Source organism: Caldanaerobius fijiensis DSM 17918, from assembly GCF_900129075.1.
GTDB lineage: Bacteria > Bacillota > Thermoanaerobacteria > Thermoanaerobacterales > Caldanaerobiaceae > Caldanaerobius > Caldanaerobius fijiensis.
Genome location: NZ_FQVH01000013.1, coordinates 35,010 through 61,548, shown reverse-complemented (window position 1 = coordinate 61,548; position 26,539 = coordinate 35,010). Strand labels below are relative to the sequence as shown.

Below are 26,539 nucleotides of genomic sequence, written 5' to 3'. Positions count from 1 at the left end.
TCCTAGAGATAGTTTAACAGAGACAACCTGAAGAAGAAAGAGGGAATACGTGTACTACAATACAAAATGCAGCAATCGAGCATACATCGCAGAGAGGATTATATGTTTGGTCGATGAGTAGTCAAGCCTAAAATGAACTCACTGCGTTCGGGCTTGACAACCCATCTTCCCAAACATGGGTAGTAGCTATGCGATGTATGCATAAGTATCAAGTGGCACTTGATAGATTTAATCATGGTGAAATTTAAAGAAACAATATTTAAATATCAAAGATCTTTATTAATCTTGTTAAAGGTCGACCTTTTTGGTTGATTACAAATCATATTATACGAGGAGGGAGAAGAAATGAATGAGAAGCTGGGTAAATTAAATATCACAATTGACCCACGTATGGAACTTTTAGCGATAGTACAGTACTTTAGTAAATATGCTGATAGATTTTATGGTTTAGTAACCAGGGAAAGAGACATTTATACAGACAGGGTAATGGACTACTTTCAGCAGTATAAGAATCATGCAATTATTAATCTATTTGATGATATGAGCTTAAATGGATTTAATTTTGATGCTCCCCCAGCATCAATTTTATATCTTTCTAATCCCCCATTGCTAAAAGAAAAATTTCCTTTTGATGAGTATGTCATTAGAAGGGCAGGCGGAAGAGAAAAACTTGAAAATTTTATAGACTTGCTTAGGGATTTTTCAGAGAAAACACAGTTTATAAGTTTTTTTGAAGATAATAATAATCAAATCTTTTATAAACAAGTAATATCGTCTGTTATGCAAAAGATTAATAACCTTGATTACATTAGTATTTTAGAGGATTATTATGGATATGGAAAAGGGAGTTATAATATAATCCTTGTTCCTTTATTTTCAAACGGAAATTATGGACATCAAATAAAAGATAATGAGGGGCAAGAACATATTTATGCAATTTTAAACGCAAGTCATGTAGAAGATAGAATAACTAAAGAACTGTTAATAAATCTTCTTTGGCATGAATTTAGTCATTCTTATATAAATCCCATAACAGAAGAGAATTGGAAGCAAGTAAGTCAATATAACAAAATGTTTGACCCAATAAAAGAAACAATGGACAAGCTGGCTTATTCTACTTGGGAGACCTGTGTAAATGAACATATTGTAAGAGCTATAACCGTAAGGTTGATTTGCTTACATATAGATTCTGATGAAGGCAAGACGCTTCTTGAGGACGAAGTTAAAAACGGCTTTATTTATATAAAAGAACTATGTAAGCTATTAGAACATTATGAAAATCATAGAAACATATATCCGACATTTAAAGAGTTTTATAGAGAAATTATAAAATTTTTTTCAGAAATTTATATGCATGATTAATTAATCGCAAGATTACATAGTGTTGGTAACAAGTGAAGCTATATATTTAAGCCATTTTTAACGATTTTATCAACAAGTTATCCACAACAATAAAAATCATAAAATAGAGTCCATATCTTAATTTACATAGTAATTCAAGATATGGACTTGTTTTTATCTGGTTAGATGCAAGTTATATATTTTTAACATATAGCTCACTTTTTTATTTTAAACGTATGATTGTTCCGATAGTTTTTTATATGTATTATAACGTGCTCTGGCGTGTTTCTCTGCTTCTTCAAATAACTGCTGTGCGATATCAGGGGCAACGTTCATCAGTGATGAATAGCGTATTTCCCCTTTCAGGAAATCCTGAAAAGATCCTGTGGGATCTTTTGAATCCAGTATAAAAGGATTTTTGCCCTGTTCTTTAAGCATAGGATTGTACCTGTACAGGTGCCAATATCCGCTTTGAACGGCTTTTTTCTCTTCTGCTATGCTGGTGCCCATGCCTGTCTTTATACCATGGTTGATACAGGGGGCGTAGGCGATGATGAGTGATGGACCTTTATAGCTCTCTGCCTCTATTATAGCTTTTATGGCCTGATTCATATCGGCTCCCATAGCTATTTGAGCTACATATATATAGCCATAGCTTATGAATATGAGGCCGAGGTCTTTCTTGGTTATTCTTTTGCCTCCTGCCGCAAATTTGGCCACAGCCGCTGTAGGCGTTGACTTGGAGGATTGACCTCCTGTGTTGGAATAGACCTCTGTATCCAGGACCAGTACGTTGATGTCGTCCCCCGATGCCAGGACGTGATCCAATCCCCCGTAGCCGATATCATAGGCCCACCCGTCTCCGCCTATTATCCAGTGGGATTTTTTAATGAGGAAATCCTTCTTAGCCATGATTTCCCCCAGCACTGCATTTCCTGTATAATTATAATTTTGAAGTATCTGGAGTATTCTGGCTGACGCCGTTTTGGACGCATTTCCGTCGTTCATGCCTTCTAGCCACTGTTTAAAGGCTTCCTTCAGTTCATCGCTAATGGGCATATTTAGTGCCTGGATCATAAGCTCTTTGAGCCTCTCTCTTATCTGGCGGACACCCAAAAACATGCCGTAGCCGTATTCGGCGTTGTCTTCAAACAATGAGTTGGCCCATGCTGGACCTTTACCCTGGCCGTTGACGGTATAGGGGATAGATGGTGCGCTGGCGCCGTATATGGAAGAACAGCCTGTGGCATTGGCTATCATCATCCTGTCACCGTACAGTTGAGTTATGAGCTTTATGTATGATGTTTCGCCGCAGCCCGGGCATGCCCCGTGGAATTCAAATAAAGGTTTTGCAAACTGGCTGCCTTTTAAAGTATTTACGTCTATAAGGTTGTCTTTTGTCGTTAGGGTGGTAGCGAATTCCCAGTTGGCTGCTTCGTTTTCGATTTGTTTTTCAGCGTCTATCATCACAAGGGCTTTGCCAGGTGCGGGGCATACATCGGCGCAGTTGCCGCAGCCTGTGCAGTCCAGCGGACTCATCTGTATGCGATAGTGAAGCCCTGTAAGGCCCCGCCCGACAGCGGGTTTTGTCTTAAAAGTTTCCGGTGCCTTTTTTAGTTCTTCTTCATTTAACAGGAACGGCCTTATAACCGCATGGGGGCAGACATAGGAGCACTGATTGCATTGTATGCACTTATCGATCTGCCATTCAGGTATCATAACGGCTATACCCCTCTTTTCATAAGCAGTGGTGCCCGGAGGGAAGGTGCCGTCTTCCATACCCGAAAAAGCGCTGACAGGCAGGTCATCGCCCTCCATCCTGGACATGGGCCGCTGGATATTCTTTACGAAGTCTGGTTCGTCAGTTACAGGAACCTCATCTTCTTGAGCGTTTTTCCAGCTATCAGGTATATTTACTTTTGACAGGGCGCTTATACCCTGATCGATAGCCTTCCAGTTCATTTCCACGATATTTTGCCCTTTTTTGCCGTAGTTTTTTACTACAGAATCTTTGAGGTACTTAACTGCTTGGTCTATGGGGATGATATTGGCCAGCTTAAAAAAAGCCGCCTGCATGATCATATTAATCCTGCCCCCAAGGCCGATTTCCCTTGCTATTTTGACTGCATCGATGATGTAAAACTGTATGTTGTTTTGAGCAATATACCTCTTAATACGGGCAGGTAGCTTTTCATCCAGCTCTTCAGGCTTCCAGGGACAGTTCAGAACAAATACCCCGTTGGGTTTGAGCCCTTTTAATAGGTCATAGTGGTATAAAAAGGACTTGTTATGGCAAGCTACGTAATCAGCACTATGCACCAGGTACGGAGATTTAATGGGTTTGGAGCTTATCCTCAAATGGGATACGGTGGTTCCCCCGGACTTTTTGCTGTCATATGAGAAATATCCCTGTACATAGAGGTCAGTGTTATCGCCGATTATCTTTATAGCTGCTTTATTGGCGCCAACGGTCCCATCAGAACCCAGGCCCCAAAATTTGCAGTTTGTAGTACCTTCATGCACGATATGCACATCCGCTTCTGGCAGTGAGGTGTGGGTTACATCGTCTACTATACCTATGGTAAAGCGGTCTTTAGGGCTTGGCGCTTTTAGGTTGTCGAAAACGGCTATGATGTGGGAAGGACGTGTATCCTTGGAGCCAAGACCGTATCTGCCGCCTATGATAAGGGGTTTGTTGGGTACATTGTTGTAAGCATTAACTATATCCTGGTACAAGGGTTCTCCTGGTGAACCGGGTTCTTTTGTCCTATCAAGTACGGCTATCTTCTTTACTGTTTGAGGTATAACATTAAAGAAATGCTTTAAAGAGAACGGCCTGTATAGCCTTACTTTTACAATTCCCACTTTTTCACCTTTACCCATAAGGTAGTCTACGGCTTCTTCGATAGTATCGCATACAGAACCCATAGCGATTATTATATTTTCGGCATCAGGGGCACCGTAGTAGTCAAAAGGCTTGTATGTGCGCCCTGTGATTTTTGCAATTTCGTTCATATAGCAGTCCACGATATCAGGCACGGCATCATAGAACCTATTGGATGCCTCGCGCCCTTGGAAGAATATATCAGGGTTTTGAGCCGATCCCCTTATTACAGGACGGTCGGGGTTTAAAGACCTGTTTCTGAACTCATTGACCGCATTGTAATCCACCAATGTTGCAAAGTCGTGGTAATCAATTACGTGGATTTTCTGTATTTCATGGGATGTCCTGAATCCATCGAAGAAGTGAAGAAATGGGATTCTGCTCTTGATAGCGGCTAGGTGAGCAACGCCTCCTAAATCCATTACTTCCTGTACATTGGATGAACATAGCATGGCAAAGCCTGTTTGTCTGCATGCCATGACATCGGAGTGATCGCCGAAAATTGATAAGGCGTGAGTCGCTACTGACCTGGCGCTGACGTGGAATACGCCCGGTAGCAATTCGCCAGCCATTTTATACATGTTGGGTATCATGAGCAAAAGGCCCTGTGACGCAGTAAAAGTGGTCGTTAATGCTCCTGCCTGCAATGAACCGTGCATGGCTCCAGCAGCACCTGCTTCTGATTGCATTTCCACTACCTTTACGGCCTGTCCAAAAATGTTTTTTAAGCCTTTGGCGCTCCATTCATCTACTAGCTCCGCCATGGGTGACGATGGGGTGATGGGGTATATAGCTGCAACTTCTGTAAAAGCATAGGCCACATAAGCTGCAGCGGTGTTTCCATCCATTGCTTTCATGTTATTTGGCATTAGTTCATCCTCCTCATGCCTAACGTACTTGTTCAAGTTCAGTACTTATTGTTTTTTATTTTATGAAAAATAATACATGGATGAAGGTATTATTGTAAAATATTTTTGCTAATGGTAAAATATAATTGTAAATTGCATTCCAGGGGTGAAGGGGTTGGCAAAGGCCATTGAAAGTACTCAAATAGAAAGGCAATGGAAGATATTGACAATCCTTTCCTGGGAAAAGGATTGGTTATCGGTTTCAGATATCAGTGAAAAGCTAGCGGTTCAATTTGGTGAAATAGTCAACAAGCGTACTATAAAAAGAGATATTGATAACCTATCTCTCATCTTTCCAATTTGTGAAGATGAGAACCCTTCAAAGGGAACTGTTTACATGTTAGATGGATTTAAGATGGAGAACGTCATATTAAATTTCGATGAATTACTGTCTTTGTATTTCATAAGGGAGAGTGTAAAAAATTTCCGCGATGACCTGGGGAAAACGGCATATCAGCTTATTGATAGGATGATAAGATCACTGCCTTCGGTCTATCAGGATTTTATTGAAAGACTCTATAAAGGATTTGTGGTAGAAGAGGACAAGAATATTGACAATGAGGTTTCTATGGATTTAATAAATACGCTATATAGGGCTATAAGCGAGAAAAGAAGTGTAAAGATGAAGTATTATTCCTTTAGTTCTAATAGGATTAGCTATAGAGAGGTTGACCCTTATATTATTTATCATAAGGATGGTTATTTCTACCTTGCAGGTTTTTGCAAAGTACATAACGATATAAGGGACTTCAGGATATCGAGGATATTGGAAATAGAGATCCTTGATAAAAATTTTGAGGTCTCAGAGAAATTTGATAGAAATAAGTATAATAATTATGTATGGAATATATTAAAAGGGGAGGAAGTGGTTACTGTAAAGGTGCTATTCAAAGGAGATGCGGCCAGGCTTGTAAAGGAATATGAAAGGCATAGAGCTGATAGAATTGTAGACAATGGAGATGGAAATATAATATTTGAGAAAAAGGTATCTTCATATGAGGAGATCATGCGATGGATATTGGGTTATGGCAGTCAGGCCAAGGTTTTAGAGCCTCCAGCGTTGATTGATGCTATACAGAAGGAGATCAGTGCTATGAAAGAGGTATATTGTAAATAGGGGGATGGTTATGGAAGTCTATGATGTCCTCAAACTCATTGAAAGAGGCAAGATAAAGCCTGAGGAAGGTATTGCGGCTATAAAGAGGTTGATTGACAGCAAACGGGTTCTTATCAGCAAGAGAGAGATATTGCCTGCGCGCCGGCGGCAGTGGTTGGGGCAAAAAAGCCATGGCTTGAAATTATATATAGAAGATGTTGATTCTAAGTTCAGGTTAAATCTGCCTCCAATTCCGTTATTTTTATTAAATGCATTGTTTTTGGTAGGCTTTAAGCTTATGTGTATATTTCAAAGGTATATGCCCGATGATGCCAGAAAGATATTAGAGGACATAGATCCGCGGGATCTTAGAGCCATATTGTGGCATCTCAGGCATGCTGGGAAATTTGATATGGTAGACATATGTGCACAGGGTAAAACTAAAATCAAGATAAGGCTGGTTTAAAAATTTTGTAGAGAGGTGATTCAATTGAAGAGGTTACCAACGAGAGAGGAGATTGATGCTAAGTATAAGTGGCAATTGGAGGATATTTATGCTACCGACGAGTTGTGGGAGAGTGACTTTAAAAAGTTAAAGGCGATGCTGCCGGACATCCAAAAATACAAGGGCAAGATAGATTCTGCTCAAGCGGTATATGATGTATTGAAGTTAAAAGACGATATAAGCATGATAGCTGAGAAGTTGTTTACATATGCTCGAATGAGGAGAGATGAAAATAACGACAATACGGTTTACCAGGCGCTGGCCGACAGGGCCATGGCTATGATCGCTGAAGTGCAGAGTGAGCTATCTTTTGTAGTTCCTGAGCTGCTTTCAAAACCAACTGAGGTACTCTATAAGTATATTGAAGAAAAAGAAGAATTGAAACTTTACAAAAGATATATTGACGAACTTATAAGGCAGAAGGACCACATTCTATCAGCAGAAGAAGAAAGGCTCCTCGCTATGGCAGGAGAGGTAACCGAAGCCCCTGATACTATATTTACCATGATAAACGATGCTGATATAAGATTCCCTGTGATAAAAGATGAGACCGGTGAGGATATAGAACTAACCAAGGGCAGATATATACAGCTTTTAAAGAGCCATGATAGGAGAGTTAGAAAGGATGCCTATGAAGCCCTTTATGATACATATGGTAAGCTGAAAAACACCCTGGCGACCACTTATAGTTACAGTGTGAAAAAGGATATATTTTATGCCAGGGTAAGAAAGTACAATTCGTCACTGGAGGCATCTCTGGATGATGACAATGTTCCTGTAAGTGTCTACGATGGTCTCATTGATGCGGTCAATAGTAATCTGGGGCTTTTACACAGGTATATGTCATTGAGAAAGAAGATTTTAAAGCTCGACCAGCTGGCCATGTATGATGTGTATGTGCCACTGGTAAAGGACGTGAAGAAAGAGATACCTTATGAGGAAGCCACAAATATAGTGAAAAATGGTCTTACACCTTTGGGCAGTGAGTACATTGGATTGCTGGAAAAAGGTTTTAATAGTAAATGGATAGATGTATTCGAAAATCAGGGCAAGACTAGCGGCGCTTATTCATGGGGCTGTTACGGCGTTCATCCATATGTGCTTTTAAATTACCAGGGAGCTCTTGACGACGTTTTTACATTGGCTCATGAGATGGGGCATGCCCTTCATACTTATTATTCCAACAGTTCTCAGCCGTATATATACGCTAATTACAGGATATTTGTGGCTGAAGTAGCATCAACGTTGAACGAAGCCCTTTTGATTCATTATTTGCTGGAAAAAACCAGTGATAAAAATGAAAAGTTGTACTTGATAAACCATTATTTAGAAGAGTTCAGAGGCACTGTTTTCAGACAGACCATGTTTGCTGAGTTTGAAAAGATAGTCCACGAAAAGGCTGAATCAGGTATTCCTCTGACCCCTGATTTACTATGCAGCATATATAAAGATCTTAATGCCAGATACTTTGGTCCGGATGTGATTACAGACGATAGAATTGCGCTGGAATGGGCCAGGATACCGCATTTTTACAGGAGTTTTTACGTATACAAGTACGCCACCAGTTTCTCCGCAGCCATAGCCATATCTCAACACATCCTGCAAGAGGGCAAGCCAGCTGTGGATAGGTATATAGAATTTCTCAAGAGTGGAAGCACCGATTATCCTATTGAGCTTTTAAAGAAAGCAGGAGTAGATATGACTACACCCCAGCCTGTACACGATGCGTTGAAGGTATTTGGAGAATTGGTTGATAAGATGGAACAGATTGAGATATAGGTTATTTTTGAGTAAGTTTCACTAAAAGGAGGGTAGATAAAACAATTATCTACCTCCTCTGGATTTCCTTTCTCCATCTATGCTATTACCGCTTTCTACTTCGTCGATTATTTCGTCCCGCATTCCATGGATGCTCTCTAGTCTACGGCGATTTTTTTCTTTTATTCTGGCTATTTCTTCGGGAGATAATTCTTCAGCGTGTAATTTTAAATAATCTTCTGCTTCTCTGTAGTTTTCTATTGTGTCGTGAATCATATCCTGTAATTTCTCTACATTATCGCTGCGGTCGTCCGGTTTTGGTGGGTTTGATATATGGTTACTTTGTTTTGCCATAACCATTACACTCCTTTATTAATTAAATGGTCCAAATTTATATTGTTCATAAACATGATTAATATGCACAAAATAAAAAAAATATAAAGGCTATTGGAGAGTATCCAATAGCCTAAAGTGCTAAATGCTTTAATTATTTAATTGGAAATTCTACGGTGCGACCCTCTTTATATGACTTGTACGCACCTTCCATGAGTTCTGTAAGCTGTATGCCTTCTTCCAGGCCAAATTCAATGGGGGTATTGTTTAATATACCGTTGACCCATTGCTTGATAGGCGATGGAAGAGGTGCAGGTAATTGTATTGGCTTTATCCAGCCCGGTACGCCACCGTTGAGTTTAGTGGAAAAGAGCTTTATAGTGTTGTCAGGTCCTCCTATAAACAGATGACCTTCTGTGCCGTTAAGCTCCATGTAAAATGGGCTGTTGGTAGAAACAAACCCGGTTTCTGTAACAGCTATACCTTTATTTTCAAACTCAATGACGGATATGGCATTATCCTCAACGGGTTTACCTGTAAAGCTGTTGAACATAGATGTAATCCTCTTGGGCGTGCCCATTAACCACCTGGAGAGATACATGCCGTGTGCTCCCAGGTCAATCATAGCACCGCCGCCGCAGAGTACAGGGTCGTAGAAGTAATCGGGGAGCCAGTTGGCTATGGCACCATTGTGTGCATTTCTAATCCTCAACAGCGTTATGTCTCCGATGATCTTTTCGTCTACGACCTTTTTGGCGAAGAGAAGATCTGGTCTTGTTCTATGAGGGAAAGATATGCAGAACTTTACACCGGCTCTTTTAACAGCATCGGCGATATCCTGGCATTCTTTTACTGTCAAAGCCATGACCTTTTCCGTAAAGATGTGCTTTCCGGCATTGGCTGCTGCTACCATTACATCTCTGTGCATATTGGTGGGTGTACAAACCGCAACAGCATCTACGTCATCGCGCTTTAAAAGCGTTTCCAGATCAGCAACAAAATCAGCCCCCAGCTCCTCTGCCCACAGTTGGCCTCTGGCGGGTTCTTCATCCCAAACAGCAGTAATCTTAACGTTTTCTAATGAACGCAACTCGTTGGCATATCCTCTGGCATGAACATGCCATCCGCTTAACATAGCAACTCTTAACATGGTATACCTCCTCGCTGTTTAATCGTTTACACTCTATTATTCTACTTTTATTGAAAAATTCCTGCAGCAAATTAATTTTGACAAATTAATTTTTGAGATTCCGATTACGACAGAAGAAACACTACACCGCCGCCGATACCTTCAAACCAAACTGCAGCAAAGATTGGAAGCGGAATTGTAATAGCAAACGGCTTTAATGTCAGGACACTGTAAAGAAACCTATCTTCTTCAGGGGATAGGAGAAGTCACATCATCAGTAATCCTCTTGTACTGTTTTTTTATCTGTGTGTTGAACAATCGCAATGCCTGCCAAAATTACTAGTGTTCCAATAGCAAACTGCATGGATATTTTTTCTGAAAGAAGCATCCATGCTAGTAGACTGGCTAGGATAGGTTTTATAAGAAATATCATGGAACCCACTCCTGCATCCATATACATAAGTCCCACGAAATAAGTGTAATAGGCTATGCCTGTTACGAAAAATGTGAGATAAGCCATAGGAAGTAATGCCTTATACGGCACGTAGAATATAGGATAATGTTTTATTAAAAGTATCGGCAGTAAAAGCAAGCTTCCTATTATAAATGACAGAGAATTCATTATTACACTGTCGGTTTTTTGAGAAAATTTTTTGCCCATAGTTGTATAAATTCCATAAGTTATTGCAGCGAGTATCAACATGATAATCCCATAGGTATAGGATTTACTAATATTTAAGTCTTTGTAAAAGACAATGACAAGCCCTGCAATGCCTATGATTAACCCTAAGATCTTTTCGAGATTTAGATTTTCTTTTAGGATAAAGTGAGCTGAAATTATTACAAAGAGAGGATTAGAGCTAAATATTACAGCTGCAAGGCTAGCTTTCGTGGCATTTATGCCTATTTGGAAGAAAGACATGCTAAGAACTACATTTACCAGGCCTATAAGAGATATATAGAGCATATCTTTTATGGCTAACTTTATCTTTTTGTTTTTTATATGATATACAGCGAGAGGCAGAAGAAGTAATCCTCCTATCAGAAATCTTATAAAGTTTAACTGATATGGATTTACGAGGTTCGTAAGCATTCTTCCTACCACTTCATAAGAGCTAAAAAATATTAGTGTAATTGTTAGATAAATAAAACCTTTATTCATTGTTAACCCCTTCCTGTAAGTCTGTTTTGTATTTTCTGAGATTGTATACAACAACATTCATTATACACCATTTTAAAAAACTTTTCCATTTATTAACCTTTCGTTAAACGTTATTATTGACAGGATTATATTAAAGGTGTATAATAAATAGGGTATTAATTAAATTATTTATATATATTTTGTAGTTTACATATCAACGATAAAAAGGAGGATTATAGTGGCATATCCACCGGACCCTTACTGGAAGATTGAGGTTATTCATGATGACGTTAAAAGAGGAAAGTTTAAATCGGCGATTTTTGATTTTGACGGCACGTTAAGCCTTATAAGAGAAGGATGGCAGGGTGTTATGATCCCTTATTTTGTGGAGGTTTTAAAGGAAACACCTCTGGCTGAAGATGAAGAAAGCATAGAAAAGTGTGTTACAGATTTTGTAGATTTGCTTACAGGCAAACAGACCATTTATCAGGCGATACAATTGGCAGAAGAGGTGAAGAAAAGGGGTGGGGTGCCCCTGGATCCCTTAGAGTATAAAAGGGAATATAACAGGCGTTTGATGGAGAGGATTCGCCACAGGATAGAAGGCCTTAAATCCGGGAAGATTGCCCCTGAAGATATGGTGGTTCCTGGTACTTTTGAGCTGTTAACTGCATTAAAGGAAAGAGGACTTGTACTTTATTTGGCCAGTGGTACTGATGAGCCCTATGTACTGGATGAAGCCAGAAGCCTGGGCATCGATGTGTTCTTTGACGGTATATATGGCGCACAAGATCAGTATAAATTATTTTCAAAGGCTAAAGTTATTCAGCATATGATAGAAAAGCATCATCTATCAGGCGATGAGTTGTTGGGATTTGGCGATGGTTTTGTGGAGATAGAAAATGTAAAAAGCGCAGGAGGATTGGCAGTGGGAGTTGCCTCCGACGAAGTGCGCAGAGCAGGTATTAATCAGTGGAAAAGAAATAGGTTGATAAACGCAGGCGCCGATATAATAATACCTGATTACAGGAAGACTCAGGATATTATCGATTATTTATTTCCTACGTGATCTCAGCTAAAGTTTATTGTGCAGTCGCTGCACGATTAATTCGCAATTAAAATTTTTAGAAAGAAGGGGAGGGCTAATGCCGTATAAAGAGTTTGATAGGAGCAAGTTAAGACTGAAACCGTTATCAGAGAGAGAACATGACCTGGATTTAAACTGCATGCTTCAGCTAGATGGAGAGATACCTGCATTCAATCATCCTCATATAGACGTTTTGGTTGATCGCATATTGAAGGCCAGAGATAGGGGTTCTGCTGTGATATTTATGATGGGAGCCCATGTTATACGGTCAGGGGTTTCACGTTTTTTGATAGAGTTGATGAAAAAAGGGCTTGTAACCCATTTTGCACTGAATGGAGCTGGAGCTATACATGATTTTGAATTCAGCTTGATCGGAGCCACTACAGAAAGCGTGGCAAGGTATATAAGGGAAGGGCAATTTGGCCTTTGGAAAGAAACAGGACAGATAAACGAAGCGGCGAAGATGGCTGTAAGAGAAAAGATTGGGCTGGGGGAAGCCATCGGAAAGATGATAGAAATCGGAAATTTCCCTTATAAAGATATAAGCCTTCTGGCAGCGGGCTATCGCATGCAGGTTCCTGTCACAGTCCATGTGGGTATAGGTCTTGATATCATCCACGAGCATCCTAACTGCGATGGGGCTGCTCTGGGGGAAGCATCTTATCGCGATTTTCTCATTTTTGCTCAATCCATCACTAATCTGGAAGGCGGGGTTTTTATAGATTTTGGGTCAGCGGTTACAGGGCCCGAAGTGTATTTAAAGGCATTGTCTATGGCGCGGAATGTAGCGTTACAGGAAGGGCGTACTATAGCTCATTTTACCACAGCGGTCTTTGATCTTTTACCTTTGGAACAGACGAATTATAGGGAACAGCCGCCGAAATCTGATCCCCGCTATTATTTCAGACCATGGAAGACCATCCTGGTCAGGACTGTCAGTGATGGAGGAGAAAGCTATTACATTCAAGGAGATCATAGGGCCACAATTAGCAATCTGGCGTGCAAATTATTAGTAAAAGCAGAAAGTGGTGAAGTCAATTGATTTATGAGGATGTGGAAAAAACGGTATCAAAATTTCCCGAAATTTCTATTTTAGTCGTAGGAGATTACTTCTTAGATAAATACCTGATAGTAGATAGAGCAAAGGATGAACCGTCCCTGGAAACAGGTCTTACGGCGTACCAGGTAGTCAATAAGAGGTTGAGTCCTGGAGCTGCAGGTACGGTGGTTAACAATTTGAAAGCATTGGGAGTGGGAAGAGTTATAACACTGGGTATTATCGGCGAAGATGGCGAGGGGTACGACCTGGAAAAGGGATTAAAAGCAATTAAAGCAGATACCAGTGGGCTTATTAAAACTCCATATAGGGTTACGCCCACTTATACTAAACCCATGAGCCTTGAAAATGGAGTAGAAACAGAAATGAACAGGCTGGATATAAAGAACTGGACGCCGACTCCTAAAGAATTGGAGGATCAGGTGATAGAGAGGCTTTACGATCTATCGCCTCTGGTAGATGCCGTGATAGTGCTGGATCAGGTGACCGAAAAGGATTGTGGCGTGGTAACGGCTAGGGTGAAAAAGGCAATTTCCGAGCTGGGACGTAACAAAAAAGACTTTATCATATATGCGGATTCCAGGGCGTATATCGGTGATTTTACTGACATAATGGTTAAGTGTAATGTCCATGAACTCATGAAGGTATTTGGCAAAAATGCTGATGACATTAGTGAAAATGAGGTTGAAGAATACGCTAAAAAGCTTGGGAACAAAACGGGCAGGACAGTTTTTATCACAATGGGTGAAAAAGGCCAGATGGTCGTCAGCGGTGAAAAAACTGTAAAAGTTCCTGCTATAAAAGTAGAAGGCCCCATAGATATCGTAGGTGCCGGTGATAGTACTACTGCCGGCACGGTAGCAGCTATGTGTGCAGGTTTGCTTCCTCAAGATGCGGCTTTAATAGGCAATATCGTCGCGTCAATAACTATACAGCAGATAGGTACTACAGGTGTAGCTACGCCTGAGCAGGTTTTAGAAAGGGCCAGGAGCGTACTCGTCGATATTTAGCAAGAAATATGATAAAATTAATCGTGGATGGTTAAAATAATCATAGGAGGTTAGATATGAGCATCTGGCATGACATACGCAGCGATAGAATAGCACCAGAAAGATTTATAGCTGTTATAGAGATATCCGCGGGCAGCAAGAAAAAATACGAACTGGATAAAGAAACAGGGTATATAAAACTGGATAGGATTTTGTATACCTCAACCCATTATCCTGCTAACTACGGGTTCATTCCCAGGACATATTCTGAAGATGGAGACCCACTGGATGTCCTGGTACTGTGTCAGGAAGAGCTGGATCCATTGATTCTGGTTGAGTGCTATCCTATTGGTGCAATCAAGATGATAGACGATGAGGATATAGACGAAAAGATCATAGCTGTGCCGGTAAAAGATCCTGCTTTTAATGTATATGAGGATATATACGATTTGCCTCCCCATATCATGCAAGAAATATCCCACTTTTTTGAGGTTTATAAGGAACTAGAGCATAAGGAAACCAGCGTCAAAGAGGTTTATGGGAAAAAAGAAGCCATTGAGATTATAAGAAAGGCCATTGAGCGATATAAAAAAGAATTTGGAGATAATTATAAGTCGTAACAAGGGTAACTGTTATAGTTGCCCTTTTGCTTTTTACAGGCGAATGTGCTATAATTTTGTAAAAGCAGTAGCTTTTAAATCGTCACACAGGGGGGAGAACTATAAGTTACAAATTTGATGTAGCGAAACTGATTAACAACATCCAGAAAGTCATTGTCGGAAAAGAATCAACGATAAGGCTCATGATCATTGCTCTTTTATCCGGTGGGCACGTATTGATAGAGGACATGCCAGGGGTGGGTAAGACCACATTGGTGAAAGCGCTTGCTAAATCGCTCAACTGCTCTTTTAGCAGAATTCAGTTTACGCCGGACATTCTTCCGTCGGATATAACAGGAGCGTCAGTATTTAATCAAAAAACGCATGATTTTGAGTTTAAAAAAGGTCCTATTTTTAGTCAGATAATATTAGCTGATGAAATAAACAGGGCATCGCCTAAAACCCAGTCTAGTTTGTTGGAAGTTATGGAAGAAGGGCAGGTTACGGTGGACGGCAATACATATTCTGTTGACGATCCTTTTATGGTATTGGCCACACAGAATCCTATAGAATACGAAGGTACATATCCTTTGCCAGAGTCTCAGCTGGACAGGTTTATGATGAAGATATCTATGGGCTATCCCGATCACTGGGAAGAGAAGGCGATTATCAAAAGATTCATAGAACAGGATGTGCTAAAAGAAATTACCCCGGTCATGACTGTAGAAGAGCTTAGGGAGCTAAAAAAAAGCGTGAGCCAGGTTTACGTGCATGATAGTATTCTCACATATATTGTGAATATCGTGCAGAGGACGAGAGATAATCAATACGTTTATCTAGGAGCAAGTCCCAGGGCGTCCCTTATGCTGGCGAAAGCAGCTCAAGCCAATGCTCTTATAAACGATCGCGACTATGTGATACCAGATGACGTAAAATTGCTGGCAATATCTCTACTATCTCATAGGATAGTACTAAAGCCGGAATACAGATTAAAAGGTATGAATAATGAAGAGCTCTTAAAAGAATTGTTAAACGAAGTTAGTGTTCCTGTGGTGAGAGATTATGCTTAAAAACTTATGGCGTCCTCTCCGTAAAAGATATATTTATGTCTTTTGCTTGATGGCATGTCTTTTTTTGATAGCTCTTTTTACAGGAGGGCCTTTTACTTATTCCTTATTTTATATATATGTGTTTACGATCTTGATTTCAGGAGTATGGTGTATAACGTCGTACAGAGGTATTACCTGTCGTTTGGAAATTGAAAAAGACCGCTTGACTGTTGGTGAAGAGACTATTATAAGATTGACTGTAAAGAACACTTATCCTGTCTTTTATCCATATGTGACGATAAGCGAAAGTTTTTTAGGTTTGATGCTTGATTCTACTTTACATCCTCTGGAAAACAGAGTGGTGGATAAAAAATTTGTGCCCGTTCGTTATGGGGTGTATAGGTTAGGGCCAATAAAAGTGGATGTGAAAGATGGTTTTAGAATCTTCACATATTCCCAAAATATAAAGGAGTACGTAAAAATAAAGGTATATCCAGGGCTTATACCTCTGAAGAACTTGCCATTGAAAGCCCATCAGCAGTTTGGCAGAATTACAGTAAATGACCAGATGTATGAAGATTATACCAGTATAGCAGATATTAGAAAATATGTATCCGGGGACAGTTTAAAAAAAATCCATTGGAGGACATCTGCAAAAAAAGCTGAACTATATGTTAAAAAATTTGATCAATTAGCAGACAATGCCATGAGTATTTTTTTTGATAGATATGAGCACCATTATCTTGATGAAAAGATTGACGAGATGGCCATGGAATGTTGTGCATCGCTTATAAGGTATTGTTTTGATATGGGAATACCGGTACAGGTTATAACTTCCAGGAACGTCATTGAAGCCAAAGGTTTCTACCAGTTTACAGATGTGATGGATCAGATAATATTGCTAGAACCCAAAGAGGATGTAAAAATTTCAGATGTTATAAAAAGTCATGAGGGTGTTTCATACACAGGCAATTCTATATCGATAATTACGCCAAATTTGGATACAGATCTGATCAATAGACTTATGTTTCTAAAGGCCAAGGGTTTTGGCGTTATGCTTTTCTTAATATGCCGGACAGAAAAAATACCTAAGAATTTAAATGATATAACTTTTTTAAACAGCAGCGGCATAAATGTAAAAACTTTGTATGTAAAAACCTAAAGGGGTTGTAACAAATTGGCAAAGAAATGGATTATGTTTATTTTATCGATTTCTATGGCATTTATAATAAATATGTCTATATCTAAAGGCCTTGCATCGCCTTATGCACCGGTTGCCGTGTTGTTTTTTACAATAATCTTTGTGCTGCTGGCCGTGGGTATTTTAAAATACCCGTGGTATAGCCTTGCTTTAGCTGGTTATGTGTTTGCTTTTACGGCATATCCATACTTGTATGGGGAAAAATCAAAATATGTAAAAAATTTCATAAACTGGTCTATTGCTTATGCATCTGGGAATGAACAAATAAATAGTTATATAATACCGCTTTCTATATTTATGTATGCTGTGATATCTTTCACGATATATGCTTTTGTGGTTAAATTGAAGGCATTTTATATAGCTGTTGGCACAGGTATATGTATTTTTGCTATTCAATGGTATGGTTTTGTAGACCATGCGTATACGTACATGTTATATTTTATCGCCGTGAGCCTGATATATTATGCGGTAGCAAAGTGTCCTGATCAGGTGGTGGATACAGGTATAATCGGTTGGGGACTTATAGCGTCTGTGGTAATAATGGGTACATTTCACATTATGCCTGTGAATGTGAAGCCTGTTTCCTGGCAACCGCTTGACCAATGGGTTCAAGATACGTTTCCAATAGTGAGGACATGGCGCGGCGGTGATATTGCAGGACCTGCGACTACGGGTTTTTCTGAGGGGCCTCAACGCTTAGGTGGGCCTGCTGTTGCTGACGATCGGGTAGTGTTTTATGTAAAGACAACCGCGGAAAGCCTTTATTTAAGAGGTGCGGTCTACGATACATATGACGGAAAAACATGGAAGAATAGCCATGAAAAATGGACAGTAAACAGAGATGGAATCATACCATTGACCTATAGTAAAAATGTCAGAGGTAGGAATATCTCTATTGAAATAATGGAGGGTCAAATAAAGACAAACGTGCTTTTTAGCGCTTTACAACCTATATATGTAAAAATACCTGATGGCACTTTTATAAACGATGAGGACATGCAATTACGCTATAACGGCCAGGTGAGTAGCGGCTTTAAATATACCGTTACATTTTTTTCAACCTATAGTAGATCCAAAGGAGATGAAAACTTATAAATCTCTAAAAGTACCCAGTGACATGAAGAAATATCTACAGCTCCCGGAGGAGTTGCCGCAAAGAGTAAAGGATTTAGCGCGTCAGCTAACTGGTATATATGATTCGCCTTTTGAAAAGGCCATGGCTATACAAACTTACCTCAGACAATTTAGTTATGACTTAAATGTTCCGGCGGCGCCTTCCAATAGGGATTTTACCGATTACTTTTTGTTTGATTTAAAAAAGGGCTACTGCACTTACTATGCGTCAGCCATGACTGTCATGCTTAGAAGTATAGGTATTCCAGCGAGATATGTGACTGGTTTTGTGTACCAATCAACTGGTGATGAAAATATAAAAGAAGATTATAAACCGGTTACCAACGCATCAGCTCATGCATGGGTTGAGGCATATTTCCCGGGTTATGGTTGGATAAACTTCGAACCCACACCCTTTTACCTGCCTTTGTATTTTGAGGCTAGTTACTCGAGTAGCAATTCACCATGGATGGTAGGACCTAATGGTATGACCGATTGGTACATGAATATTTATGCTAATAATAGCGTTACACCATCGACTTCTGTGATAGATAATAATAGTGAACACAATGTGAAAGATAACAAAACCGATATAGCAGCAAACAAAAAAGATTTTGCACGCTTGAAAAGTAAAAGCGAATACAACGGGAAAACAAATCTTAAAGCCATGTATATATTTATCTTCCTGTTTTTTATACTGATAGTTTCAATAGTATCAAGCATTATAATAAAGAAAAAGAAACTTATAGCGCATATGGATCCAAGGGAAAGGGCTATATGGCAATTTGAAGGGATATTACATGCACTAGCAAAAAAAGGCTTTGTAAAGCGTACGGGCGAAACGGTTTTGGAATTTGCTGATAGGGTTTCAAAGCATCTGGAATACGAGATAAACTTTCGCGATGTGGCTTCGGCATTTAACAGGATAAGATATGCGAAAGATTTGCGAGCCGGAGATATAGAAATAGTGCATAAATTTTATTGCATGGTTAAAAAATGAATCTTCTCTTGACATATTGGCATATCTGGTATATTTTATAAGTGTAGGGGATGATGAAGTATGGCTTGTATATGGGCACTTGAGCCATATGGAGTCAATAGTGCAACCGACCTACGCATTAAAAAATCCTGGAGATCCAGGTGATGAGCTGATCCGGGTTTTTGATTCTTATTCCAAATACCTGGATGATGCTCAAAACGTATGCCAGGGAGAGAACTAGTGTGTATGCCACCAGTTCTCTAATTTTTTTGTTTTTTACAAGAGGAGGGACCTGGATCGCTGCAACTATAAGATAGAGCAGGGTAATTAAAATGGCATTTAATATCATATAAAAACAACCTCCTTAAAATTTTGGTGGCTTACTGGTTATACCTGTTCGCGCAAGCCATGAGTGTACCTTTATTTCTACAGGTAGATGTGGGTAAAGGTCTTTCCAGTTGTTTTTTATCTTTTTCCAGATGTATGGATACCGCTTATGTATCTTTTCACCAAAACCAAAAACGTCAGATTTATAGTCTTTTTGAATTTTATTGAGAGCCAGCTCTATGCGATGCTTTATTGCATCGTTTGCTAACTGTTCCAGCTTATTTATCATCTTGGAATTGGTAAAATCCACGGTGGTCTCCTGTTCATCAAGGGTTGTTTCAGTGGTAACCGATATTTCCATATAAAGCCTGTTACCTTTTAATACAGGTTTAACCTCTGTTTTTGAACGGACAATTCCTAACGTAATCTTGCACTTGTGGCCTTCTAAACTTTGCTCCACTTCTATAGTACCGCCTTGTATCTTGTTGTTTATAAAAAGAAGTCCTGATGTTTCTAGTGGGTTGGTATATCCTATAAATTTATCTTTGTCAAATATTGCGGCGTCTTTTACTGATATACCGTTAGGTTTACCACTTTTTTTGAGGATATTTAATACACCCATGATCGGTTGTATCCCTTCACCTCCTGTAAGAGCTTTAAAAAAGTCGTTTACGTTTACTACGTAAGCTGTTGATGTCTTTGCAGATCTCTTTACAGCACCGAGTATATCGCCATAAGGGATTTTTTCAAGGTTTGCTGGAAGCTTTATAATGTCTTCGGGATTGCCTTTTAAGATCAGGAGATAGCTGGTCCTCCTGAATTCGTTTTTTCTTGTGAGAACATCTAATATATCTTTTAAGCCGCTTCGAGCCAATTTTTCTGATATAAGCAATACTTCATTTTGTTGTATAAATAATTCTCTGGATAGGTCGTGGTTAAATTTAGACAAGACTTTTGAAACAGTAGCTCCCTCTTCCGACACTATCAGGTAAGGTTTAGCAGCGCTTCCTCCACCCCCTCCCATGCCGCCGCTCTCGCTTCCGCCTTTCGATTGTGCCAGAACGGCCGGTTTTAAAATATGCAGTGTTAACTTTATGTTGTTATCCTGTCCTTTGTCTATGATGATACCTTGAACGAAGGCTAGTTCGTTTATCTCTCTTTTATCCCAGCAACCTGAGAGCATAAGGGCGATTGCAAGTATGATGCTTATGGTCATATTTTTCTTCATTGTTTATCACCGCTTTTATCAGCTTGTGGCTTGATATTGTCCGCTTCTCGTTTCTCATTTTTCTTGCCTATGTGGGTTGGCCTTCGCTTCATTGCCCACCGAGGCGCTCTGACAAGGGTATCCTTAATATCTCCTATATCGGTAGGTGCTAATGGAGACATGTAAGGTACACCAAAAGACCTGAGCGATGTTAGGTGGAGCAATATGGCCATCGCAACCAGGATGATGCCGTAAAACCCGAACATACTTGCGACAACCATTAATGGAAATCGCAGGAGACGAAATGTGAATTCAAAAGCATATGATGGAATCATAAACGATGCAATGCCTGTAAACGCCACGATGATAACCATAGCAGGTGATACAATTCCTGCAGATACGGCCGCATTTCCTATGACGAGGGCTCCCACAATGGAAATAGTTTGCCCTACGGTTTTTGGAAGCCTTATACCTGCTTCTCTTAAAAGTTCGAAACTTATTTCCATAAGTAGCGCTTCTACCATAGCAGGAAAAGGTACACCTTCCCTTTGAGCTGCTATGGCAACGGCTAGCTGTGTTGGAATCATTTCAGGATGAAAAGTGGTAGCGGCAATATATATAGATGGCAAAAAAAGGCTTATAAATAAAGCCAGAAATCTTATCCACCTTATCGGAGTCGATATTACGTATGAACCATAATAATCCTCCGACGCTTGAAGAAACTGGAAGAATGTGGCTGGAACCATGAGGGCAAAAGGTGTGTTATCTGTCAATATAGCAACTCTTCCTTCTAGAAGGCATGCTGCTACTTTGTCAGGTCTTTCAGTGTGCTCGATGGTGGGAAAAGGTGAGTAGGGGGCGTCAGTTATCAATTCTTCAATGTAACTGCTTTCAAGAATTCCATCGATTTCAATACGCTTTAATCTGTTTTTGACTTCATTGACGAGGTCGTCCGTGGCGATATTTTCAAGATATACTATCGCAACATTTGTTTTTGAGACTCTGCCAATTTTGAAGCTTTCTATTCTCAATTTGGATGTCCTTAGCCTTCGCCTTATGAGAGTGATATTTGTCTTTAAGTTTTCGTTCAACCCCTCTCTTGGTCCTCTTACGACAGCTTCAGTTATAGGCTCTTCTATACCTCTCATGTCCCATTGTTGCGCGCTTATGACTATAGCGGTATCATAGCCGTCAATCAGCAGGATTACATTTCCATTTAAAAGAGCTTCTTCTAGTTTTTCTATCTCATTTTCTTCTTTTATGTTTTCCATTGATACCAGGTGATTTTGTATGGCTTTAAAAATATCTTCTCCATGGCAATCCGCACTCATAAGAGGTATGAGTATATTTTTTTGTATAGATTTTTTATCTACAAATCCGTCAATCAATATAACAGCGGCATCTATTTTTTTATCGCCTAATGTAAAATATCTGAATACTATATCCGTGTCGCTGTTAAATAAATTTTTAAGATATTCGATATTTACTTTAAGATTCTTTGATAAATACTGAGCGATGTTGTCGTTAGCAGTATCGCCAGCTTTTTTACTAATAAAATCTTTAACTGAAATGGGTTTTATGGTTTTTTTAGGCATATTATCGCATCACCTCGTAAATATTATTTGTGAGATTTAGAAATAATATGTTTAAACCACATTAAAATTAAATGAGGTGCATTTTGTGGCAAAAAACACGCAACGGTTCAGCATAGTTGATGAGAAGATATCAAATTTACAATTTGTGTACTTAATAATAATGCTTGTACTTACTACTGCAGACGTTTTTCCTCCATCTATAATCGCAGCATTATCGGGAAAAGATGCATGGGTAGCCGTCATATTATCCACAGTTACTGCTTCTTTGATTATGAGTCTATATATAACACTAGGAACTATGCACCAGGATAAAACCATTATGGAATATTCTACATATCTTCTTGGGCGCGTGCTGGGAAAAATGATAGGGCTGATATATATTGGTTATTTCATATATATTGGAGCTATAGTATTACGAGAATTGGGAGAAATATTACGGTCGGCTTTTTTGCCTACAACGCCTATAACAGCTGTCTTAATTATAGCTACTGCTTTGTTATGCTATGGCGTTTATTGTGGCTTTGAGGTGATAACCAGGGTTAATGAATGGTTATTTTTCCTTGGAATAGGTCTTTTGCAAATTGTTATAATCCTTGCCGTTCCTATGGCTGATTTTTCGGAGTACTTACCTGTTTTTGAGAATGGTATAATGCCCTCAATAAAAGGTGCTATAGTGCTTTTGTCTTATTTTGGGGAGAGCGTAATTACGCTTATGATATATCCCTCTATAAGGGATAAAAGCAGGACTATGCAAGCTGGTATATTCTCTATTTTTTGCTTAGGAGTGGTGCTGGAAATGGGCACTATAGCCATTGCAGTCTTTGGCGTTATTGGTACATCAAGAATGCTCTATCCAGCTCTCGAACTTGTAAGGATGATAAATTATGCTAATTTTTTACAGAGGCTTGATGCCACGATTTTGGCTATCTGGACAGCAGGCATTGTTCTGAAGCTTTTGCTTATAATGAATACAGCCAATACCGGTGTTTGTCAGCTAGTGGGTTTAAAAGATCCAAAGCCGACTATAATACCTATAGGTCTTTTGATCCTTACTTTATCTGAGTTATTTTTTGATAATGTGACGGATGTCTATTATTATCTTATGAATCACTTTACTTATACATTATCTGTGACGATAGGTATACCTGTGCTTTTATTTATAGTATCTTTAATAAAGCGTCAAATGACCAGGGTTTAAAATAAAACTTGACTTCTTGGAGTATATATGTTAATATTCTAACAAATAGAAGATGTATCCTGACTTTAAGGGGTAACACCTGACAAGAAGGGAGGCGTAAAAGAGATATGGTTGAATTATGCCTACCTTTACAGGTAGGTTTTTTAAATGAGGTGAAATTATGGAAAAGCGCATAGGGGTTATAGGTATTGTGGTAGAGCACAGAGAGCAGGTAGCTGACGAACTCAATAGGATATTGAGCCTATACGGCGATATAATTGTTGGCAGAATGGGGATACCGTACAGAGATAGGGGCTTATCTGTAATATCGCTTATCGTTGATGGAACGACTGACGATATAGGAGCCCTCACGGGCAAACTGGGAAATTTACCTGGTGTCCGAGTAAAGACGGCGCTTACGAGGTGATAACATGGATTATAAACAATTGGTGGATAAAGCATATGAGAAACATAACCTGGATAAGGAAGAGATAGAGCGCCTTCTAATGCCTGAAAACAGTGAAGATGAAGCTTACCTCTTTAAAAAAGCAGATCAATTAAGACATGAGACGGTAGGCGATTTTGTACATTTGAGAGGGCTTGTAGAGTTTTCTAGTCACTGCAGGCGAAATTGCAATTACTGCGGTTTGAGGCGCGATAATACTTCTTTATTGCGATACAGATTATCTCCTGATGAAATTGTAGATATTGCTCATAATGCAGCCATGTTGGGATATAAGACTATTGTACTGCAATCAGGAGAAGACGAATTTTACACAGCTGATATTATATCTGATATTATAAGGCGAATAAAACAAAATGATGATGTGGCGGTAACCTTATGCATAGGGGAGAGAAGCTACGAAGAGTATAAATTGATGCGGCAGGCTGGCGCTGATAGATACCTTTTGAAGTTTGAAACGGCAAATCCAGAACATTATGCTGCAATGCACCCTGATATGAATTATGACGACAGGATAAGATGCCTTATGATGCTTAAAGATCTTGGATATGAAGTGGGATCTGGCAATATCGTAGGATTGCCTGGTCAGACGATCGCGCACCTGGCGGAGGATATAATGCTTTTAAAAGAATTGGATGTGGAAATGGCTGGGATAGGGCCGTTCATACCTCACAGTAATACGCCGTTTAGAGGTGAGGCAATGGGGACACTGGAAATGACGTTACGTGTGGTGGCGATTGTGCGACTTATGTTGCCCTATGCAAACATACCGGCAACTACAGCAGTAGGGACTATACATCCGCAAGGCAGGCAAAAAGCTTTGATGGCGGGTGCTAATGTGGTTATGCCTAACGTGATGCCTTCGCAGTACAGACCTAGATATGAGATATATCCATCCAAGATATGCATAGGCGAACAACCAGCTAATTGCCGTATGTGCATTGAAGGGATTATAAGGTCGCTGGGGAGAGAAGTGGGTACGGATTATGGGAGCTATAAAGCTGGGCAGTGATTTTTAGAGAGGAGATGTTTTTATGATTAAAAAGGAAGAATGGGAAAAGGCAGATTTTATCAATGAGGATTTGATCAATGAGCTTTTAGAAGAAGGTAAAAGGCGTCAGTTTGACGTGGATAGGATAATCGACAAATCCCTTGAAGCTAAAGGTCTTACGCCTTTGGAGGTAGCGACCCTGCTGCAGGTAGAAGATGATAATGAACTGGAGAAGATATATAAGGCTGCCCGCATTATCAAAGAAAAGATATATGGCAAACGGATAGTACTGTTTGCGCCGCTATATATAAGCAATTATTGTGTTAATAACTGTGTGTATTGCGCTTATCACAGATCTAATACCCGAATAAAGAGAAGAAAACTTACAATGGAAGAAATAGCCGAAGAAGTGCGAATCTTAGAATCCCTTGGGCATAAAAGACTGGCTATTGAGTTGGGAGAAGATCCTGTAGAAAATCCTATTGAATATGTGGTAGACGCTATAAAAACTATATACGCCACGCAGAAAGATAAAGGAAATATAAGGAGGGTAAATGTAAATATAGCGGCAACCACTATTGATGAATTCAGAAAACTTAAAGAAGCTGGTATAGGGACATATATCTTATTCCAGGAAACATATCACAGGGAAACATATAAAAAAATGCATCCAATGGGGCCAAAGTCTGATTATGATTGGCATACGACAGCCATGGATAGAGCAATGAAAGCGGGAATAGATGATGTAGGACTGGGTGCTTTATTTGGGTTATACGACTACAAATTTGAAGTAATGGGATTGATATTCCATGCAAAACACCTTGATGAAACCTTTGGCGTAGGCCCTCATACCATATCGGTTCCCAGATTGAGGCCTGCAGAAGGCGTATCCTTTGAGAATTACCCATATATGGTTTCAGATCACGACTTTAAAAAGCTGGTAGCTATTATACGCCTGGCAGTGCCTTATACTGGCATGATATTGTCTACACGGGAGGCTCCTGAGTTTAGAGATGAGGTGATTTCCGTGGGGATATCTCAGATAAGTGCAGGTTCTTGTACAGGGGTAGGAGGATATGTAGAGGAATATGAGCATAAAAAAGACAAGGAGGAAGAAAAAACGGCTCAGTTTGAGGTGGCTGATCACAGGAGCCCTGATGAAGTTATAAGGATGCTTTGCCAATCCGGCTATGTGCCCAGTTATTGTACTGCGTGCTATAGAAAAGGGAGAACAGGAGATAGATTTATGGCATTGGCCAAGACGGGCAATATACAAAATTGTTGTCAGCCCAATGCACTGCTTACATTTAAGGAATATCTGGAGGATTATGCTTCTGAAGAAACTAAGAAAGTTGGATTAAAAGTGATTGAGGATGGATTGAAAGAGATAAAAAGCGACAAGGTTCGGCAGATAACAATAGAACGATTGAAAATGATAGAACAAGGACAAAGGGATCTGTATTTTTAAGGGATATGGATCCCTTTTTCTATGACTTTTTATAAAATTATCTGTGAAGGTTTATTGCAATTATTTTTCTCTGTAGTAGAAGTATACAAAAACTTAACAAATCGTCATTACTTTGTTAAAATAAAAGACAGACTAAGCGTGA

At 39.5% G+C, this 26,539-nt stretch carries 23 protein-coding genes and 1 riboswitch; of the genes, 16 read left to right on the top strand and 7 right to left on the bottom strand.

What is annotated here, in order from left to right; translation table 11 throughout:
• Positions 1 to 345: 345 nt before the first annotated feature.
• Positions 346 to 1,362 carry a DUF4932 domain-containing protein gene (locus BUB87_RS07055; protein ID WP_073343338.1) on the top strand — a complete coding sequence of 339 codons (1,017 nt, stop codon included), beginning with the start codon at positions 346 to 348 and terminating at the stop codon, positions 1,360 to 1,362.
• Positions 1,363 to 1,569: 207 nt separating this feature from the next.
• Here the strand turns inward: BUB87_RS07055 and nifJ are convergent, their stop codons facing one another.
• Entirely contained in the window at positions 1,570 to 5,094 is a 3,525-nt protein-coding gene (gene nifJ, locus BUB87_RS07050; protein ID WP_073343335.1) for a pyruvate:ferredoxin (flavodoxin) oxidoreductase, read from the bottom strand.
• A 154-nt stretch (positions 5,095 to 5,248) separates the two neighbouring features.
• Here nifJ and BUB87_RS07045 point away from each other — a divergent pair, with 154 nt between their 5' ends.
• The 3 genes from BUB87_RS07045 to pepF are packed head-to-tail and all read left to right on the top strand — an operon-like array spanning position 5,249 to position 8,513.
• The gene (locus BUB87_RS07045; protein WP_073343333.1) at positions 5,249 to 6,250 is read left to right on the top strand and encodes a helix-turn-helix transcriptional regulator; all 1,002 of its coding nucleotides are present in this window, start codon (positions 5,249 to 5,251) and stop codon (positions 6,248 to 6,250) included.
• 10 nt (positions 6,251 to 6,260) lie between these two features.
• Positions 6,261 to 6,695, top strand: a complete 435-nt coding sequence (locus BUB87_RS07040) for a hypothetical protein (protein WP_073343330.1) — start codon at positions 6,261 to 6,263, stop codon at positions 6,693 to 6,695.
• Positions 6,696 to 6,719: 24 nt separating this feature from the next.
• Complete coding sequence (gene pepF / locus BUB87_RS07035) at positions 6,720 to 8,513, top strand: oligoendopeptidase F (RefSeq protein ID WP_073343327.1); 1,794 nt, start codon at positions 6,720 to 6,722, stop codon at positions 8,511 to 8,513.
• A gap of 45 nt (positions 8,514 to 8,558) precedes the next feature.
• Here pepF and tlp read toward each other — a convergent pair whose 3' ends face one another.
• The 3 genes from tlp to BUB87_RS07020 all read right to left on the bottom strand — a co-directional run bounded on the left by tlp (position 8,559) and on the right by BUB87_RS07020 (position 11,116).
• Positions 8,559 to 8,846: a small acid-soluble spore protein Tlp gene (tlp, locus tag BUB87_RS07030; RefSeq protein WP_073343324.1), complete on the bottom strand. Its 288-nt coding sequence runs from the start codon at positions 8,844 to 8,846 to the stop codon at positions 8,559 to 8,561.
• Positions 8,847 to 8,979: 133 nt separating this feature from the next.
• Positions 8,980 to 9,975 carry a Gfo/Idh/MocA family protein gene (locus BUB87_RS07025; RefSeq protein ID WP_073343322.1) on the bottom strand — a complete coding sequence of 332 codons (996 nt, stop codon included), beginning with the start codon at positions 9,973 to 9,975 and terminating at the stop codon, positions 8,980 to 8,982.
• 253 nt (positions 9,976 to 10,228) lie between these two features.
• Positions 10,229 to 11,116: a DMT family transporter gene (locus tag BUB87_RS07020; protein WP_073343319.1), complete on the bottom strand. Its 888-nt coding sequence runs from the start codon at positions 11,114 to 11,116 to the stop codon at positions 10,229 to 10,231.
• Positions 11,117 to 11,333: 217 nt separating this feature from the next.
• On the opposite strand from BUB87_RS07020, the gene BUB87_RS07015 reads away from it, so the two are divergent.
• From BUB87_RS07015 to BUB87_RS06980, 8 genes are all read left to right on the top strand, one after another.
• Positions 11,334 to 12,164 carry an HAD family hydrolase gene (locus tag BUB87_RS07015; RefSeq protein ID WP_200792775.1) on the top strand — a complete coding sequence of 277 codons (831 nt, stop codon included), beginning with the start codon at positions 11,334 to 11,336 and terminating at the stop codon, positions 12,162 to 12,164.
• 76 nt (positions 12,165 to 12,240) lie between these two features.
• Positions 12,241 to 13,224, top strand: a complete 984-nt coding sequence (locus BUB87_RS07010; RefSeq protein ID WP_073343316.1) for a GSU2086 family protein — start codon at positions 12,241 to 12,243, stop codon at positions 13,222 to 13,224.
• The gene (locus BUB87_RS07005) at positions 13,221 to 14,249 is read left to right on the top strand and encodes a bifunctional heptose 7-phosphate kinase/heptose 1-phosphate adenyltransferase (RefSeq protein ID WP_073343314.1); all 1,029 of its coding nucleotides are present in this window, start codon (positions 13,221 to 13,223) and stop codon (positions 14,247 to 14,249) included. Before BUB87_RS07010 ends, BUB87_RS07005 begins: the two co-directional genes overlap by 4 nt.
• A 56-nt stretch (positions 14,250 to 14,305) precedes the next feature.
• Positions 14,306 to 14,848, top strand: a complete 543-nt coding sequence (locus tag BUB87_RS07000) for an inorganic diphosphatase (protein ID WP_073343311.1) — start codon at positions 14,306 to 14,308, stop codon at positions 14,846 to 14,848.
• A 101-nt stretch (positions 14,849 to 14,949) separates the two neighbouring features.
• A complete protein-coding gene (locus BUB87_RS06995) occupies positions 14,950 to 15,897 on the top strand; it encodes an AAA family ATPase (protein WP_073343308.1) in 948 nt (315 codons plus the stop codon).
• A gap of 181 nt (positions 15,898 to 16,078) precedes the next feature.
• The gene (locus BUB87_RS06990) at positions 16,079 to 17,038 is read left to right on the top strand and encodes a DUF58 domain-containing protein (RefSeq protein WP_159432375.1); all 960 of its coding nucleotides are present in this window, start codon (positions 16,079 to 16,081) and stop codon (positions 17,036 to 17,038) included.
• Positions 17,039 to 17,053: 15 nt separating this feature from the next.
• The gene (locus BUB87_RS06985; protein ID WP_073343303.1) at positions 17,054 to 18,172 is read left to right on the top strand and encodes a TgpA N-terminal domain-containing protein; all 1,119 of its coding nucleotides are present in this window, start codon (positions 17,054 to 17,056) and stop codon (positions 18,170 to 18,172) included.
• Positions 18,159 to 19,190 carry a DUF4129 domain-containing transglutaminase family protein gene (locus tag BUB87_RS06980; RefSeq protein WP_073343301.1) on the top strand — a complete coding sequence of 344 codons (1,032 nt, stop codon included), beginning with the start codon at positions 18,159 to 18,161 and terminating at the stop codon, positions 19,188 to 19,190. The genes BUB87_RS06985 and BUB87_RS06980 overlap by 14 nt, the downstream gene beginning before the upstream one ends.
• A 37-nt stretch (positions 19,191 to 19,227) precedes the next feature.
• Positions 19,228 to 19,311: riboswitch (cyclic di-GMP riboswitch) on the top strand.
• On the opposite strand, the gene BUB87_RS06975 is transcribed toward BUB87_RS06980, so the two are convergent.
• The 3 genes from BUB87_RS06975 to BUB87_RS06965 all read right to left on the bottom strand — a co-directional run bounded on the left by BUB87_RS06975 (position 19,309) and on the right by BUB87_RS06965 (position 22,298).
• Positions 19,309 to 19,518, bottom strand: a complete 210-nt coding sequence (locus BUB87_RS06975) for a hypothetical protein (RefSeq protein ID WP_073343299.1) — start codon at positions 19,516 to 19,518, stop codon at positions 19,309 to 19,311. Its footprint overlaps the riboswitch before it by 3 nt.
• A gap of 15 nt (positions 19,519 to 19,533) precedes the next feature.
• Positions 19,534 to 20,724 (bottom strand): Ger(x)C family spore germination protein, encoded by a 1,191-nt coding sequence (locus tag BUB87_RS06970; RefSeq protein WP_073343295.1) that lies wholly within the window; start codon positions 20,722 to 20,724, stop codon positions 19,534 to 19,536.
• Positions 20,721 to 22,298, bottom strand: a complete 1,578-nt coding sequence (locus BUB87_RS06965; RefSeq protein ID WP_084110996.1) for a spore germination protein — start codon at positions 22,296 to 22,298, stop codon at positions 20,721 to 20,723. The genes BUB87_RS06970 and BUB87_RS06965 overlap by 4 nt, the downstream gene beginning before the upstream one ends.
• Positions 22,299 to 22,383: 85 nt before the next feature.
• On the opposite strand from BUB87_RS06965, the gene BUB87_RS06960 reads away from it, so the two are divergent.
• The 4 genes from BUB87_RS06960 to hydG all read left to right on the top strand — a co-directional run bounded on the left by BUB87_RS06960 (position 22,384) and on the right by hydG (position 26,397).
• Positions 22,384 to 23,496 (top strand): GerAB/ArcD/ProY family transporter, encoded by a 1,113-nt coding sequence (locus BUB87_RS06960; RefSeq protein ID WP_073343292.1) that lies wholly within the window; start codon positions 22,384 to 22,386, stop codon positions 23,494 to 23,496.
• A gap of 160 nt (positions 23,497 to 23,656) precedes the next feature.
• Positions 23,657 to 23,902, top strand: a complete 246-nt coding sequence (locus BUB87_RS06955) for a TM1266 family iron-only hydrogenase system putative regulator (RefSeq protein ID WP_073343289.1) — start codon at positions 23,657 to 23,659, stop codon at positions 23,900 to 23,902.
• A gap of 4 nt (positions 23,903 to 23,906) precedes the next feature.
• Positions 23,907 to 24,950 carry a [FeFe] hydrogenase H-cluster radical SAM maturase HydE gene (gene hydE / locus BUB87_RS06950; protein ID WP_073343287.1) on the top strand — a complete coding sequence of 348 codons (1,044 nt, stop codon included), beginning with the start codon at positions 23,907 to 23,909 and terminating at the stop codon, positions 24,948 to 24,950.
• A gap of 22 nt (positions 24,951 to 24,972) precedes the next feature.
• A complete protein-coding gene (hydG, locus tag BUB87_RS06945) occupies positions 24,973 to 26,397 on the top strand; it encodes a [FeFe] hydrogenase H-cluster radical SAM maturase HydG (protein ID WP_073343284.1) in 1,425 nt (474 codons plus the stop codon).
• Positions 26,398 to 26,539 lie beyond the last annotated feature (142 nt).